The following is a 14,197-nucleotide window of genomic DNA, read 5'->3' as shown; positions in this document are numbered from 1 at the left end:
GGCCACCGCCCTGTGGGTGCGGCTGTCGTTCCGCCGCGGCGTGTATCCGGTGCTGATCGCCGCGACGCTGATCCAGGCCGTCGGCGTGGCGCTGCCGGTGCTGGTGGATGGCGTGGCCTTGGCGATGGCCGGCGCGGTGCTGGTGGGCGGCACCTTCATGGGCATCGCCGGGCTGGCCCAGTGGCTGGCGCGGGTGCCGGACGCTCAGACCACCGCCCGCCGGATCGGGCTCATCACCGCCTGTTATGGCGTCGGGCAGATCGTCGGGCCGCTGCTGGTGGCGGTGCGCGGGCGCGACGCCGGGTTCGAACTGCCCGTGCTGCTGGCCGCCGCCGCGCTGGTGCTGAGCGCACTGCTGCTGGAAGTCTCGCGCCGCCGGGAGCGGCTGGGCTGATCGGCTTTTCATCTCACACGCCAAGGAGAACTCACCATGCCTTACCTGAAACTCGCCTACGCCTCGCCCGCTGCCGTCGCCACCGCTGATCTGGCAGCCACGCTCACCGGTCTCACCGTGGATCTGCTCGGCAAAAAGCGCGAGCTGACCGTGGTCGCCATCGAACCGCTGCCGGTGAGTGGCTGGTTCGTGGGCGGTGCGGCGCTGGAGGCAGGGGAGTCTGGCGCGGTGCTGGAGATCCGCATCACCGAGGGCACCAACACCAAGGCCCAGAAGGCGGCGTTCATCCGTGCTGCTTTCGATGCGCTGGCGACGGCGCTGCCCAGGCTGAACCCAGCCAGCTACGTGACCCTCCACGAACCGCCTGCCGACGCCTGGGGCTATTCCGGCAAAACCCAGGAATACCGTTTCATCCGCAGCCAGATCCTTTAAGCCCACCCGACCCCGGAGAGAATCCATGCCCTACGTGAACATCCGCATCACCCGCGAAGGCGCCACCGCTGCCCAGAAGGCCGAGCTCATCGAGGGCGTCACCCAGCTCCTGCAGGACGTGCTGGGCAAGAACCGCTCGACCACCTTCGTCATCATCGACGAGGTGGACACCGACAACTGGGGCGTTGGCGGCGAGCCGGTGACCAAGCTGCGGGCCGCGGCGAATGCGGCCCGGGGTGAAACTTGAGTTTGAGAATCAGTCGCATTTACATTTTCGAGAAGGCTGGTTAGACTCGGGTCATTCAGTTTTTGAATGCGCATTTTTTCCGGAGTCCAACCGATGAACTGCAAGTCCACCGTGCTCGCCGCCGCCCTGGCCGGCATCGCCTTCGGCGCCCAGGCCGACGACAAGGAACTCAACCTTTACTCGGCCCGGCATTACCAGACCGATGAAGCGCTCTACAGCGATTTCACCAAGCAGACCGGCATCCGCATCAACCGCATCGAAGGCAAGGAAGACGAGCTGCTCGAGCGCATCCGCAACGAAGGCGCCAACAGCCCGGCCGACATCCTGCTCACCGTGGATGCCGCGCGCCTCGCCAAGGCCCATGAGCTGGGGCTGTTCGTGCCGGTGAAATCGAAGGTGCTGGAATCGCGCATTCCGGCCCACCTGCGCGCCGACGACTGGTTCTCGTTCTCGACCCGCGCCCGGGTCATCATCTACAACAAGCTGGGCGTGAAGGCCGACGAGGTGCGCAACTACGACGACCTTGCCAAGCCGGCCCTGAAGGGCAAGCTGTGTTCCCGCTCGGGGTCACACCCCTACAACCTGTCCCTCGGCGCCTCGGTGATCGCCCACCAGGGCGAGGCCAAGACCGAGGAATGGGCCCGCGGCATGGTGGCCAACTTTGCCCGCGCGCCCAAGGGCGGCGACACCGACCAGATCAAGGCCGTGGCGGCTGGCGAGTGCCAGGTGGCGCTGTCCAACACCTACTACATCGCCCGCATGATGCGTTCCACCAAGCCGGAAGACGTGAAGGCAATGGAGCGCGTCGGCGTGGTGTGGCCCAACCAGGCGAGCACCGGCACCCACATCAACGTGTCCGGCGCCGGCGTGCTGAAACACGCGCCCCACAAGGAGGCCGCGGTGAAGTTCCTCGAGTATCTGGCCTCCGACGACGCCCAGCGCTACTTTGCCGATGGCAACAACGAGTGGCCGGTGGTCGAATCCGTCAAGGTGAGCAACAAGGCGCTGGACGCCCTCGGCAAGTTCAAGGCCGACAGCCTGCCGGTGAAGCAGCTGGAGATGTACCAGGTGAAAGCCCAGATGATCTACGACCGGGCCGGCTACAAGTAAGCTCGAATCATCCGCCGCAAACAGAAACGCCCCGGAGTGCCGGGGCGTTCTGCTTTTGGGGCCTTTGGTTTGCTACTTGCGATCCCGCGCGATCTGTCTTGAGAGGGCGATCAGCGGCAGCAGGCCCACCACCACGATCGCCAGCGCCGCCGTGGACGCCTCGGCCAGCCGCTCGTCAGACGCCAGCGTGTAGGCCTGGGTGGCGAGGGTGTCGAAGTTGAAGGGACGCATCACCAGGGTAGCGGGCAGCTCCTTCATCACATCCACGAACACCAGCAGCCCGGCAGTGAACAGGCTGCCCCGCAGGATGGGCACATGCACCCGGCGCAAGGTGTGACCCTGGCCCAGACCCAGGCTGCGGGCCGCGTCGTCCATGCTGGGGGTGATCTTGGCGAGGCTGGCGTCAACGGTCTGCAGCGCCACCGACAGGAAGCGCGCGAGGTAAGCGTAGATCAACGCCGCGATGCCGCCGGTGAGGAGCAGGCCCGGGTTGGTGCCAAACCATGCCTCCCACTGGCCCGCCAGCCAGTTGTCGAGCCGGGTGACGGGGATCAGCACGCCCACCGCGATCACCGTGCCCGGCACCGCGTAGCCCAGGCCGACCATCCGGTTGAGGCCGGTGGCGAGGAGCGTCTTCGACAGCCGCGCGCTATAGGCCAGCAGCACCGCCAGCAGCACGGCGATGAGCGCGGTGGTCCCCGCCAGGGTAAAGCTGTTGCGGGCCAGCATCACGAAACGCTCGCCGAACTGGGCGTCGCCTTCACCCAGCGCCATCCGCAGCAGCAGCCCGCCCGGCAGCAGGAAGCCCAGCACCAGCGGGGTGAGGCAGGCGAGGGTGGCCGCCAGCCCGGCCACGCCCGACAGGCGCGGCGCCGGCGGACGGTGCCGGTTGGAGGTGTTGTGGTAGCGCGCCCGGCCACGGGTGATCCGCTCGATGGCCACCAGCAGCAGCACGAAGCCCAGCAGGATCGCCGCCAACTGGGCCGAGGCGATGCGGTCGCCCAGCGAAAACCACGCCCGGTAGATGCCGGTGGTGAAGGTGTTCACCGCAAAGTAGGCCACCGTGCCGTAATCGGCCAGGGTCTCCATCAGCGCCAGCGCGACACCGGCGGCAATGGCAGGGCGGGCCAGCGGCAGCGACACCGTGAAGAAGGCCCGCCACGGCCCGATGCCCAGGGTGCGCGCAGCCTCCAGCACGCCGCCGGCCCGCTCCAGAAATGCCGTGCGGGCGAGCAGGTAGACGTAGGGGTAGAGCACGAAGACGAACATCAGCATCGCGCCGGGCAGGGTGCGGATGTCGGGAAAGTAGTAGTCGCCGAACTCCCAGCCGAAGGCGTCGCGCAGGGCCGTCTGCACCGGGCCGACAAACTGCAGGAAATCGGTGTAGACATAGGCCATCACGTAGGCCGGCATCGCCAGGGGCAGCACCAGCGCCCAGTCGAACACGCGCCGGCCCGGGAAGTCATGCATCGTGGTGAGCCACGCGGTGGCGACGCCGACGATCGCCACGCCCACGCCCACGCCCAGGCACAGGGCCAGGGAGTTCTGGATGTACTCGGGCAGCACGGTGGCGGCGAGGTGGCTCCAGGTGGCGCTGGTGCCACCGGCGAGCAGGTTGAAACCCACGCTGGCAACAGGCAATCCGGCCAGCAGCGCAACCGCTAGCGCCGTGATGACCAGCGGCGAGAGATGTCGGGAAACCGCGCCGAGCGGCGGAGAAGGAAGTCGTGAGCTCATGGCATTCTTTTTGGCCTGGATGAGAATTATAATTGATTGCATGTCCAAGCTAGAACTCAAGGCGGTTGCCCAGCGCTACGGCCAGCACACCGTCGTCAATGGCGTCGATTTTCGCCTGGAGCAGGGTAGCATCGCCTGCCTGCTGGGGCCGTCGGGTTGCGGCAAGACCACCTTGCTGCGCTGCATCGCCGGCTTTGAGGAAGTTTCCGGTGGCGAGATCCTGATCCACGACGAATCCATGAGCCGCGCCGGCTTCCGGGTGCCGCCCGAACGCCGGCGGGTGGGCATGGTGTTCCAGGATTACGCGCTGTTTCCCCACCTCACCGTCGAGGACAACGTGGGCTTCGGCCTGCGTGGCGTTTCGGCGGCGGATCGCGACCAGCGGGTCGAATCGCTGCTCGCCACCGTGGGCCTGGCGGGCCAGGGGCGAAAGTTTCCCCACGAGCTCTCCGGCGGCCAGCAGCAGCGGGTCGCGCTGGCCAGGGCGCTGGCGCCGCGGCCCGAGCTGGTGCTGCTCGACGAGCCGTTCTCGAACCTCGACGTGGATCTGCGCGAGCGGCTGTCGGTCGAGGTGCGCGAGATCCTCAAGAGTGAGGGCATGACCGCGGTGCTGGTCACCCACGACCAGCACGAGGCCTTCGCGATGGCCGACGAGATCGGCGTGATGTACGAGGGACGCATCCAGCAATGGGATACGCCCTACAACCTCTACCACCGGCCGGCCAACCGGTTCGTGGCGGATTTTGTCGGCAAGGGCGTGTTCGTGCCGGGCACCGTGCTCGACGCCAACCGGGTGAGGATCGAGCTGGGTGAGCTTGACTCCGGCGTGCCGGTGGAGTGCAGCGTGGGCTGCGCCGCCTGCGGCAAGGGCTGCGGGGTGGATGTGCTGCTGCGCCCGGACGACGTGATCCACGACGACGCCAGCCCGACCCGGGCCGAGGTGCGCCACAAGGCCTTCCGCGGCGCTGACATCCTGTACACCCTGCGCCTGCCAAGCGGCACCGAGGTGCTGTCGCTGGTGCCGTCCCACCACAACCACGCCCTTGGCGAGGCGATCGGGGTGCGGCTGGAGGCCGACCACGTGATCGCCTTCCGGCACGGGGCCTGATCCTCCGGACGCCGCCGGTCAGAAGTCCGGCGGGCTTTCCAGTCTCAGCATCGCCCCACTCTGCGGGTGGGGCAGGGCCAGCGCCGTGGCGTGCAGCAGCAGGCGTGGCGCGGCGGTCCGACTCGCCGCGTCGCCGTAAAGATCATCCCCCAGGATCGGATGGCCGATGGCCAGCAGGTGCACCCGCAGCTGGTGGGATCGGCCGGTGTGGGGGGTGAGGGCGACCCGGCTGGTGCTGCGCGCAGCGTCGCGGGCCAGCACCTCGAAGCCGGTGAGCGATGGCTTGCCCAGCTCGAAATCCACCTTCTGCCGCGGCCGGTTGGGCCAGTCGGTGATGAGGGGCAGGTCGATCTCGCCGCTGTCTTCGGCGATCTGTCCGGCCACTACCGCCACGTAAAGTTTTTCCACCTGACGTTTCTGGAAGGCGATGCTGAGCGCCCGCTCCATCGCCGCGCCCCGGGCCAAAACGATGAGGCCCGACGTCGCCATGTCGAGACGATGAACGATGCGCGCATCCGGGAATTCCGCCTGGACGCGGCTGGCGAGGCTGTCCGCGTGGGCGGGGCCGCGGCCCGGCACCGACAGCAGACCGGAGGGCTTGTCGAGGACGATCAGGGCCTCGTCCTGATGGACGATCCTCAGCGGTCCGGAAGGCGGCGCATAAACCGGCGGCGGCGGTAGCGACATGGGTGGAGCAGGGCGGCGACGGCGGGGGCCGCATTCTGGCACAGGGGCCGCTGCGTGTGGATAAGTCTGTGGATTGACGCTGGAAAAGCGGTGGATCGAATGTGGACAGCCATCAGCGACGGTGCCAAACGGGCGCTTTGTACTGGAAGTAAAAGATCAGCCCGAATTCCTTACTTTTCAGGCGGCCGAATCCAGCGTGGTGCTGCCAGCCCGCGCCTTCGGGCGGTGGCGGACCAGCACATCCCGCAGCGCGCCCTGGCTGTAGGGCTTGGCGAGGAAGTCGTCCATCCCGCATTCCCGGGCGAGGGCGTGCTCGGACACGTTGCCGGTCATCGCGACGATGGCGGTGCGCTGGGGCAGCCGGCCGATCATTTCCAGTTCGCGGATGCGGCGGGTGGTGTCGTAGCCGTCGAGCACCGGCATCTGGCCGTCCATCAGGATCAGGTCGAAGGCGCGGCGTTCGAGCAGTTCGAGGACTTCGACCCCGTTGGCTGCGGTGGTGACTTCGCAGTGGAACTGCGCCAGCTGGGCGGTAGCGAGCACCTGGCTGAGGGCGTCGTCATCGGCGACGAGCACCCGCAGGCCGGCCAGCTGCGTGGCGCTCTCGCGGGTGTCGAGGGGGTGGGCCAGCGCGGAGGCGGGTTCGGCGGCGGCGCTCTGGACCGGTGCGCTGATCGTGAACCAGAAGTTCGACCCTTCGCCCGGCGTGCTCTCCACGCCGATCTCGCCGCCCATCAGATCCACCAGCTGCTGGCAGATCGCGAGGCCCAGCCCGGTGCCGCCAAAGCGCCGGGCGTAGGAGCTGTCGGCCTGGGTGAAGGGGGTGAACAGCCGCGGCAGCACGGCCGGTTCGATGCCGATGCCGCTATCGCGCACGCTGAAATGGAAGAACGACAGCGGTGCATCGTCGCCGCCATCCAGATGCCGCTGATCGACGCTCAGCGCGATCTCGCCGCTGCTGGTGAACTTGATGGCGTTGGCGATGAGGTTGCCCAGCACCTGGCGCAGGCGGATCGGGTCGATCTTGGCCGAAGGCGGCAGATCGCGGGCGATGTGACAGCGGATCATCAGGCCCTTGTCGGCCGCCTGAAACTGAAAGAAGGCGGCGATATCCTCGATGATCTCCCGCGGGTTGCACCACACCGCCTCCACGTCCATGCGGGCGGCTTCGAGTTTGGAGAAATCGAGGATGTCGTTGATCACCCGCATCAGGCTGTCGGCCGAGATGCGAATGTGGCGCAGGAGGTGCTGCTGCTCCTCGTCGAGCCGGGTGAAGGCGAGGAGATCGGCCATGCCGATGACGCCGTTCATCGGGTTGCGGATCTCGTGGCTCATGGTGGCGAGGAACATGGATTTGGCCCGGCTGGCTTCCTCGGCGGAATCCCGCGCCTCCAGCAACTGGGTGTGGCCGCTCTCGATCTGGTCGAGCATGGCGTTGAAACCGTGCATCAGCGTGCCAATCTCATTGCATCCGACCGGCGCTGCGCGCACGCTGTAGTCACCGGTGTGGGTGACCTTGCCAATGTGGTGGGCGAAGTCCTCGATCGGCGCGGCGATCAGCCGCTGGAGACGGGCGGCCAGCAGCCACGCGAGGAGCCCGGCAGCCACGAGGATGATCGCGGCGGTGGTGATCCGCTCGCGGATCAGGCGATTGAGGGGCGAGAGGTCGAAGTACGCCTCGATGGTGCCCAGATCGCGGTTGCCGGCGCGGATGGGCCGGGCGATCTCGAGGAAGGGCTCGCTGGCGAGGGCAAGGAGCGGATGAACATTGGCGTCGAGGGGCGCATCGGGGCCGAGCTTTTCGGCGTGACGGACCGCGATGGCAGCAAGCAGGCCCGCGTGGGCCGCCAGCGGGCTGTGGTAGTGGGCAATGTCGCGGCCGCCGGCGTCGCGGATGGTGACGGCGATCACGTCGCGGTCGGCGCCGAGCACGGCCAGCATCTCGGCGGCGGTCGCGGGCGCCCCCCGCGTCAGGGCGTCACCGCTATGCAGGCTGACGAGCCGGGTGAGCCGCTCGGCGCTCTCCTGGCGCGCATCGGCCGCAGCGCCAACTTCGCCGGCGACGAGGCACACCAACGCCACGACAAGGGCGAGCGATGTCGTCACAAAGGCGATCAGCACCACCTGATGCTTGATCGGCAGGTCGAGGAGGCTGCGTCGGAGACGATGGAAAAGCGGTGTTGCGGCGGTCGGCAAGGTGGACTGACTTGAACGAGGGAGCTTTTGCAGGAGCACTTCACAAAATGGGCCAATCCCAGTCTGCAGGCGGGATTGTAACGGGTGAATCTATAACTAAAGCAATAGATTTCACGGTCGGCACGATACAGATTTTTTGACGCAGATCGTCCTCATGTGTCGCCCCGAAGCCGAATATGCGGTGGGAATCCACCCTTACCCGGACGGCAATCCCACGGCGGACGCACCGAGATGTGGCAGCGCAATTCCCCAAGCCGGTGCGGTGGCACCAAAGCGGTGCAGTACGGGTGCAAATTGGGTGCCGTATTTTGGATTTATCTCGATTTTTTCTTGGCACGCTTCTAGCTACACAAAAAGTGGTATTTCCGCCTCACAACATGACAGGGCACAGAGATGGCCATCACAAAATTCTTCAATGAAATGACTGCGGACGACGGGAGCGTTCGTGAGCATTACGCGGCATACGCCAAGTGGCTCAGCGACACTCCGGCTGACCGAATCGCGCGTAAGCGTGCGGAGGCCGACTCCCTGTTCCATCGCTACGGCATCACCTTCGCGGTGTACGGTGAAGAATCCGGAACCGAGCGTCTGATTCCCTTCGACATCATCCCGCGCATCATTCCCGCCCAGGAATGGAAGGGCCTCGAAGCCGGGATGCGCCAGCGGGTCAAGGCGCTCAACGCCTTCATCCACGACATCTACCACGACCAGGAAATCCTGAAGGCCGGGCGCATTCCCAAGGAGCAGGTGCTCAACAACGCCCAGTACCGCCCCGAAATGCAGGGCGTGGATGTCCCGTGCAACGTCTATGCCCACATCGCCGGGGTGGACGTGGTGCGCGCCGGCGCCGGTGAGTTCTACGTGCTGGAAGACAACCTGCGGGTGCCGTCGGGCGTGTCGTACATGCTCGAAGACCGCCGGATGATGATGCGGCTGTTCCCCGAGCTGTTCGCTCGTCACCGCATCGCGCCGGTCGAGCACTACCCCGACATGCTGCTGCACACCCTGCGCAGCGTCGCGCCCAAGGGCGTGGATGATCCGACGGTGGTCGTGATGACGCCGGGCGCCTACAACAGCGCCTACTTCGAGCACGCCTTCCTCGCCCAGCAGATGGGTGTCGAGCTGGTCGAAGGGCAGGATCTGTTCGTCCGCGACGACCAGGTGTTCATGCGCACCACCCAGGGCCCGCGCCGTGTCGACGTGATCTACCGCCGCGTCGACGACGACTTCCTCGATCCCACCGCCTTCCGCAAGGATTCGATGATCGGCGTGCCGGGCCTGCTCAATGCCTACCGCGCCGGACGAGTGACGCTCTCCAACGCCATCGGCACCGGTGTGGCCGACGACAAGTCGATCTACCCCTACGTGCCCGAGATGATCCGCTTCTATCTCGGCGAGGAGCCGATCCTCAACAACGTGCCCACCTACATGTGCCGCAAGCCGGAAGACCTGGCCTACACCCTGGCGCACCTGCCCGAGCTGGTGGTCAAGGAAGTCCACGGCGCCGGTGGCTACGGCATGCTGGTCGGCCCGGCCTCCACCAAGGAGCAGATCGAGACCTTCCGCAAGTACCTCGTGGCCAACCCCGAGAAGTACATCGCCCAGCCCACGCTGGCCCTTTCGAATTGTCCGACCTTCGTCGAGAGCGGCGTTGCGCCCCGACACCTGGATCTGCGCCCCTTCGTGCTCTCGGGCAGCGAGATGCGCCTGGTGCCGGGCGGGCTGACGCGCGTCGCGCTGCGCGAAGGATCGCTGGTGGTGAATTCCTCGCAGGGCGGGGGCACCAAAGACACCTGGGTACTGGAGGCCTGACATGCTGAGCCGCACCGCCGACCATCTTTTCTGGATGGCACGCTACATGGAGCGCGCCGAGAACACCGCGCGCATCCTCGACGTAACCTACCGCCTGAGCCTCCTTCCCCAGAACGGGCAGGAAGTGGAAGCCATGTGGGCCGGAATGCTGAAGATCATGGAGCTGCAGGACACCTTCCATGCCAAGCATCCCGCCTTCACCACCGAGGCCGTGCTCGAGTTCATGATCTTCGACCGGGACAACCCGGGCAGCATCTACCGCTGCCTGCGGGCCACCCGCGAGAACGCCCACGCCGTGCGCGGCACGCTCACCTCCGAGCTGTGGGAGACCTCCAACGCCACCTGGCTGAAGATGCGTGACTTCTCCATGACCAAGATGATGGAGACCGGCCCTGGCGCCTTCTTCGAGTGGGTGAAGTACCGCTCGCACCTGTCCCGCGGGGTCACCATCGGCACCATGCTGCAGGACGAAGCCCTGCGCTTCATCCGCCTGGGGACTTTCCTGGAGCGCGCCGACAACACCGCGCGCATCCTGGAGGTGAAGTACCTCAACCTGCTGCCCGGCTCCGAGAGCGACGTGGAGAGCACCGACTACTACCAGTGGAGCGCGCTGCTGCGCTCGGTGTCGGCCTTCGAGGTGTATCGCAAGGTCTATCGCGATCACATCACCCCGCTGCGGGTGGCCGAGCTTCTGATCCTGCGGGCCGACATGCCGCGCTCGCTGGCCCGCTGCATGAAGGAGGTGTATTCCAACCTGGGCCGCGTCGCCAACTCCCGTTCGGCCGAAACCGAACGCATGGCTGGCGAGCTCGAGGCGCACCTGCGCTTCGGCCGCATCGAGCGGATCTTCGAGCTGGGGCTGCGCAACTACCTCGAGGAGTTCCGGGACAGCATCTTCGATCTGGGCTGCCGGATCTCCGATGACTTCCTGATCCCGGCGAGCGCCTGACCCGGCGGCATCAACGCCTTGAAAGCAGAACGCCCGATGGAGTCCATCGGGCGTTCTGCTTTACAAGCTTGGAGCAACTGGCTTTCAGCGATGCTTCCTGACGGGCGCCGAAGGCTTTGCCGTGGCCTTGGGAGGCTCGACAGCCTTGCCAGCTGCGGCCTTGCCCGGCGCGGGCTTTGCAGGCGGCGCGGCCTTCTCGGGCTTGCCGCCTTTCTGGCGGGCGGCGGGAGCGGGCTCGGCCGCAACCGCAATCTTGCGCTCGATGACGATCTGCTTGCCGTTCTTGCCGCGCATGGTGGTCCGCTGGACCAGCGCCCGCGGGGGTGCCGGAGGAGGGGGCTCGACCGCGCCGGCCTGGGGCCGGTTGGGCATCAGGCTGGCCAGGCTGATCCGGTCGCCTTCGCTCTCGGACGGCACGATGAGCGTGTAGCCGGTGCCGATACGCGCCCGCGGCGACAAACCATTGACCTGACGCAGCCGGCTGGCCGAAATGCCCAGCCGGTCGGCCACGCCTTCGAGGCCTTCGCCTTCCTGCAGCTCGTAGGTCTTCCAGCTGGCGTTGGCCGGATCGTGCCGCTGCAGGTTGATCAGGAAGGCTTCGAGCTTCTCGGCGGGTACCACCAGCGACTGCGGGCCGGCTGTGGGCAGGATCGGCCGCTTGTAGCCGGGATTGAGGGCGAGGATCTCGTCGACCGGCGTTTCGGCCAGCCGCGCCGCGGTGGCGAGATCGAGCGGAACACGGCTCTCGACGGTGACGAAGTAGGGCCGGTTGGGGATCGCCGGCAGGGTGATGCCGAAGAGCTCCGGCTGGGCGATGATGTTCTTCAGCGCCTGCAGCTTGGGCACGTAGTAGCGGGTCTCGCCCGGCATGTTGAGGTACTGGTATTCCGCCGGCAGGCCGGCCGCCTTGTTCTTGGCCACCGCACGGCCCACGGCGCCTTCGCCCCAGTTGTACGAAGCCAGCGCCAGCTGCCAGTCGCCGTGCATCTCGTAGATGGTCTGGAGGTAATCAAGGGCGGCGTTGGTGGAGGCGATCACGTCGCGCCGTTCGTCCACCCACCAGTTCTGTTCGAGCCGGTAGCTCTTGCCGGTGGACGGGATGAACTGCCACAGGCCCGAGGCCTGGGCCGACGACAGCGCCATCGGATTGAACGCGCTCTCGACCATCGGCAGCAGGGCAAGCTCGGTGGGCATGCCGCGACGCTCGAGCTCTTCGACGATGTAGTAGAGGTAACGCTGACCGCGGGTGAATATCTGGCGCAGGGCGCCGGGGCGGTTGATGTAGTAGATCTGCCGGTCGGTGACGAGATCGGTGTTCAGATCCGGCATCGAGAAGCCGCGGCGGATGCGTTCCCAGAGATCATCCGTCTCGACGGTGAGATCGACGGTTGGGACCCGGACGTGCTGCTCCCGGATCTCGAAAACCTTCGGAGGCTGGGCGCTTTCGTCCTCGAAAAGAGGGATCGAGCTGACAAAACGCGGCGCAAATCCGTCCGCCTCCTGCGCCAGCAAGGGGGTGGCGCCCAGGAGCGACAGGAATAGCGCGATAACTCTCGGAAACATCAGGCTTTGTCGCGCGGAACCAAAGGGCGGATTTTAGCTGCCCGCGGCAGGCAGGGTCAAACCGGCAAAGCCGCGCGAATCACATCACGCCCGATACAAAGAGGCTTCGACGGATGTCGGGAATCCGTTAAAGTACGCGCTTGGCTGCGTGGCAGCCGCCGAGCCATCCAATTTCAACGGCCTTACGAATCAATCTCCCGGGAATCCAGTGAAAGCGCTACTGATCGAGGACACGCTGACAAGTGCGACGCTGGTGTCTCATCAGTTACGCAAGATGGGGATTGAACCCATCCTGGCCCGGGATGGCGAGCGGGGCATCGAACTCTTCAAGGCCGAACGGCCCGATCTGATCCTGCTCGACATCATCATGCCGGGGATGGACGGTTTCGAGGTCGCGCGGCGCATCCGCCAGCTCGAACAGGCCGGCGAATGGACGCCGATCATCTTCCTCACCGCCCGGACCAGCGATGCCGACCTCGAAAAGGGCATCAGCGTCGGCGGTGACGACTACCTCATCAAGCCGGTGTCCGAGACGGTGCTCGCCGCCAAGGTGAAGGCCATGCAGCGGATCGCCCAGATGCGCTATTCGCTGCTGGTGCTGACCCGCAAGCTCGACGACGCCAACCAGGAACTCACCCGCCTGTCGTCCCTCGACGGGCTCACCGGCATCTCGAACCGCCGCCAGTTCGACGAGATCCTGCTGCGCGAATGGCGCCGTTCGGGCCGTCAGGCCAAGCCCCTGTCGATCCTGCTGTGCGACGTGGATCACTTCAAGCAGTTCAACGACGGCTACGGTCATCAGGTGGGCGACGAATGCCTGAAGGCCGTGGCGCGCACGCTACAGTCGGCCCTGCGTCGCCCGGCCGACCTTGTGGCGCGCTATGGCGGCGAAGAGTTTGCCGCGATCCTGCCCGACACCGATCTGCCCGGTGCCCTGCGGGTGGCCGAGGTGATGCGCAGCGCCGTCGAAGCGCTGCGCATCACGCATCGTTTCACGCCGTATGGAGTGGTGACGGTGAGCATCGGCGTGGCGTCGATGACGCCGCCGCGGGGCGAAGCCGACTCTGCCTGTCTGCTCAAGCGCGCCGACGACGCGCTCTACGGAGCAAAGCAGTCGGGGCGCAACCGCATCTCGGCGACGCCCATCGAATCGGTGGCTTGATTCAGCGCTCGGTCAGAAGCGGTTTTTCCACTCGCGGATCGCAGCGAACACATCGACCGGCGCGGCAAGCGCATGCCCGGCCTGCACCTGGGCCTGCGCAATGACTTCAGGCTCACGGCTACGCAGGAAGGGGTTGGTAAGAAGCTCGCCCTCGAGCGGAAAAGGCACCGTCGGCGTACCGGCCGCGCGCAGGGCCTGGCTGCTGACGATGCGTTCGGTGATGGCCGCGTTGGACGGCTCGACCGCCGCCGCAAAAGCCAGATTCGAGAGGGTGTATTCGTGAGTGCAATACACCTGCGTGTCGCCGGGCAGGGCGGCCAGCTTGCCGAGGGAATCATACATCTGGGCCGGCGTGCCTTCGAACAGCCGGCCGCAACCAGCCGCGAACAGCGTGTCGCCGCAAAACAACACGCCTTCGCCGTAGTAGCCCACATGACCGGCGGTGTGGCCGGGCAGATCGAGCACACGGAATTCGGCGCCGAGTTCGGGCAGCAACACCTCGTCGTCCTGGCTCACCGGATGGGTGATACCGGCGATGTCTTCCATCGCGGGGCCGAAGACCGGTACCGGATGCTCGGCGACGATCGCCTCGATGCCGCCCACGTGATCGGGGTGGTGATGGGTGACGAGAATCGCCACGAGGGTCAGGCCCTCGTCGGCAAGATGGCGGAGAACCGGCGCGGCATCGCCCGGATCGACCACGGCGGCGTGGCGACCACTGCGAAGCAGCCAGATATAGTTATCGCTGAACGCGGGAAGAGGGATAATCTGCATCCGGCGATTGTACCCCGTCGTCGGGC

At 66.3% G+C, this 14,197-nt stretch carries 13 protein-coding genes; 8 read left to right on the top strand and 5 right to left on the bottom strand.

Annotated features, from left to right (window positions below; all coding sequences use genetic code 11):
* From QQK25_RS11645 to QQK25_RS11630, 4 genes are all read left to right on the top strand, one after another.
* Positions 1–394: YbfB/YjiJ family MFS transporter (locus tag QQK25_RS11645; RefSeq protein WP_284188085.1), on the top strand; the 394-nt coding region annotated here is incomplete at its 5' end.
* A 36-nt stretch (positions 395–430) separates the two neighbouring features.
* On the top strand, positions 431–826 hold the full coding sequence (locus QQK25_RS11640) for a tautomerase family protein (protein ID WP_284188084.1): 396 nt from the start codon (positions 431–433) through the stop codon (positions 824–826).
* 25 nt (positions 827–851) lie between these two features.
* A complete protein-coding gene (locus tag QQK25_RS11635) occupies positions 852–1,073 on the top strand; it encodes a 2-hydroxymuconate tautomerase family protein (RefSeq protein ID WP_284188083.1) in 222 nt (73 codons plus the stop codon).
* Positions 1,074–1,166: 93 nt separating this feature from the next.
* Complete coding sequence (locus tag QQK25_RS11630; protein WP_284188082.1) at positions 1,167–2,183, top strand: Fe(3+) ABC transporter substrate-binding protein; 1,017 nt, start codon at positions 1,167–1,169, stop codon at positions 2,181–2,183.
* Positions 2,184–2,255: 72 nt separating this feature from the next.
* Here QQK25_RS11630 and QQK25_RS11625 read toward each other — a convergent pair whose 3' ends face one another.
* Complete coding sequence (locus QQK25_RS11625; protein ID WP_284188081.1) at positions 2,256–3,920, bottom strand: ABC transporter permease; 1,665 nt, start codon at positions 3,918–3,920, stop codon at positions 2,256–2,258.
* 40 nt (positions 3,921–3,960) lie between these two features.
* Here QQK25_RS11625 and QQK25_RS11620 point away from each other — a divergent pair, with 40 nt between their 5' ends.
* Complete coding sequence (locus tag QQK25_RS11620) at positions 3,961–5,028, top strand: ABC transporter ATP-binding protein (RefSeq protein WP_284188080.1); 1,068 nt, start codon at positions 3,961–3,963, stop codon at positions 5,026–5,028.
* A gap of 18 nt (positions 5,029–5,046) precedes the next feature.
* On the opposite strand, the gene QQK25_RS11615 is transcribed toward QQK25_RS11620, so the two are convergent.
* On the bottom strand, positions 5,047–5,715 hold the full coding sequence (locus QQK25_RS11615) for a pseudouridine synthase (protein ID WP_284188079.1): 669 nt from the start codon (positions 5,713–5,715) through the stop codon (positions 5,047–5,049).
* Between the two features lie 177 nt (positions 5,716–5,892).
* Positions 5,893–7,911, bottom strand: coding sequence for an ATP-binding protein (locus QQK25_RS11610; RefSeq protein WP_284188078.1), 2,019 nt, complete (start codon positions 7,909–7,911; stop codon positions 5,893–5,895).
* 393 nt (positions 7,912–8,304) lie between these two features.
* Between QQK25_RS11610 and QQK25_RS11605 the strand changes: the two genes are divergently transcribed.
* Positions 8,305–9,723 carry a circularly permuted type 2 ATP-grasp protein gene (locus QQK25_RS11605; RefSeq protein WP_284188077.1) on the top strand — a complete coding sequence of 473 codons (1,419 nt, stop codon included), beginning with the start codon at positions 8,305–8,307 and terminating at the stop codon, positions 9,721–9,723.
* Position 9,724: 1 nt separating this feature from the next.
* Positions 9,725–10,672: an alpha-E domain-containing protein gene (locus QQK25_RS11600; RefSeq protein WP_284188076.1), complete on the top strand. Its 948-nt coding sequence runs from the start codon at positions 9,725–9,727 to the stop codon at positions 10,670–10,672.
* 84 nt (positions 10,673–10,756) lie between these two features.
* On the opposite strand, the gene QQK25_RS11595 is transcribed toward QQK25_RS11600, so the two are convergent.
* Positions 10,757–12,235 carry a transglycosylase SLT domain-containing protein gene (locus QQK25_RS11595; protein ID WP_284188075.1) on the bottom strand — a complete coding sequence of 493 codons (1,479 nt, stop codon included), beginning with the start codon at positions 12,233–12,235 and terminating at the stop codon, positions 10,757–10,759.
* 208 nt (positions 12,236–12,443) lie between these two features.
* Between QQK25_RS11595 and QQK25_RS11590 the strand changes: the two genes are divergently transcribed.
* On the top strand, positions 12,444–13,397 hold the full coding sequence (locus tag QQK25_RS11590; protein WP_284188074.1) for a diguanylate cyclase: 954 nt from the start codon (positions 12,444–12,446) through the stop codon (positions 13,395–13,397).
* A 12-nt stretch (positions 13,398–13,409) separates the two neighbouring features.
* On the opposite strand, the gene gloB is transcribed toward QQK25_RS11590, so the two are convergent.
* The gene (gene gloB, locus QQK25_RS11585) at positions 13,410–14,171 is read right to left on the bottom strand and encodes a hydroxyacylglutathione hydrolase (RefSeq protein ID WP_284188073.1); all 762 of its coding nucleotides are present in this window, start codon (positions 14,169–14,171) and stop codon (positions 13,410–13,412) included.
* Positions 14,172–14,197 lie beyond the last annotated feature (26 nt).

Source organism: Zoogloea oryzae (assembly GCF_030161255.1).
Classification (GTDB): domain Bacteria; phylum Pseudomonadota; class Gammaproteobacteria; order Burkholderiales; family Rhodocyclaceae; genus Zoogloea; species Zoogloea oryzae.
Note: the sequence above shows the minus strand (reverse complement) of the source record. Positions and strands in the feature narration are given on the sequence as shown.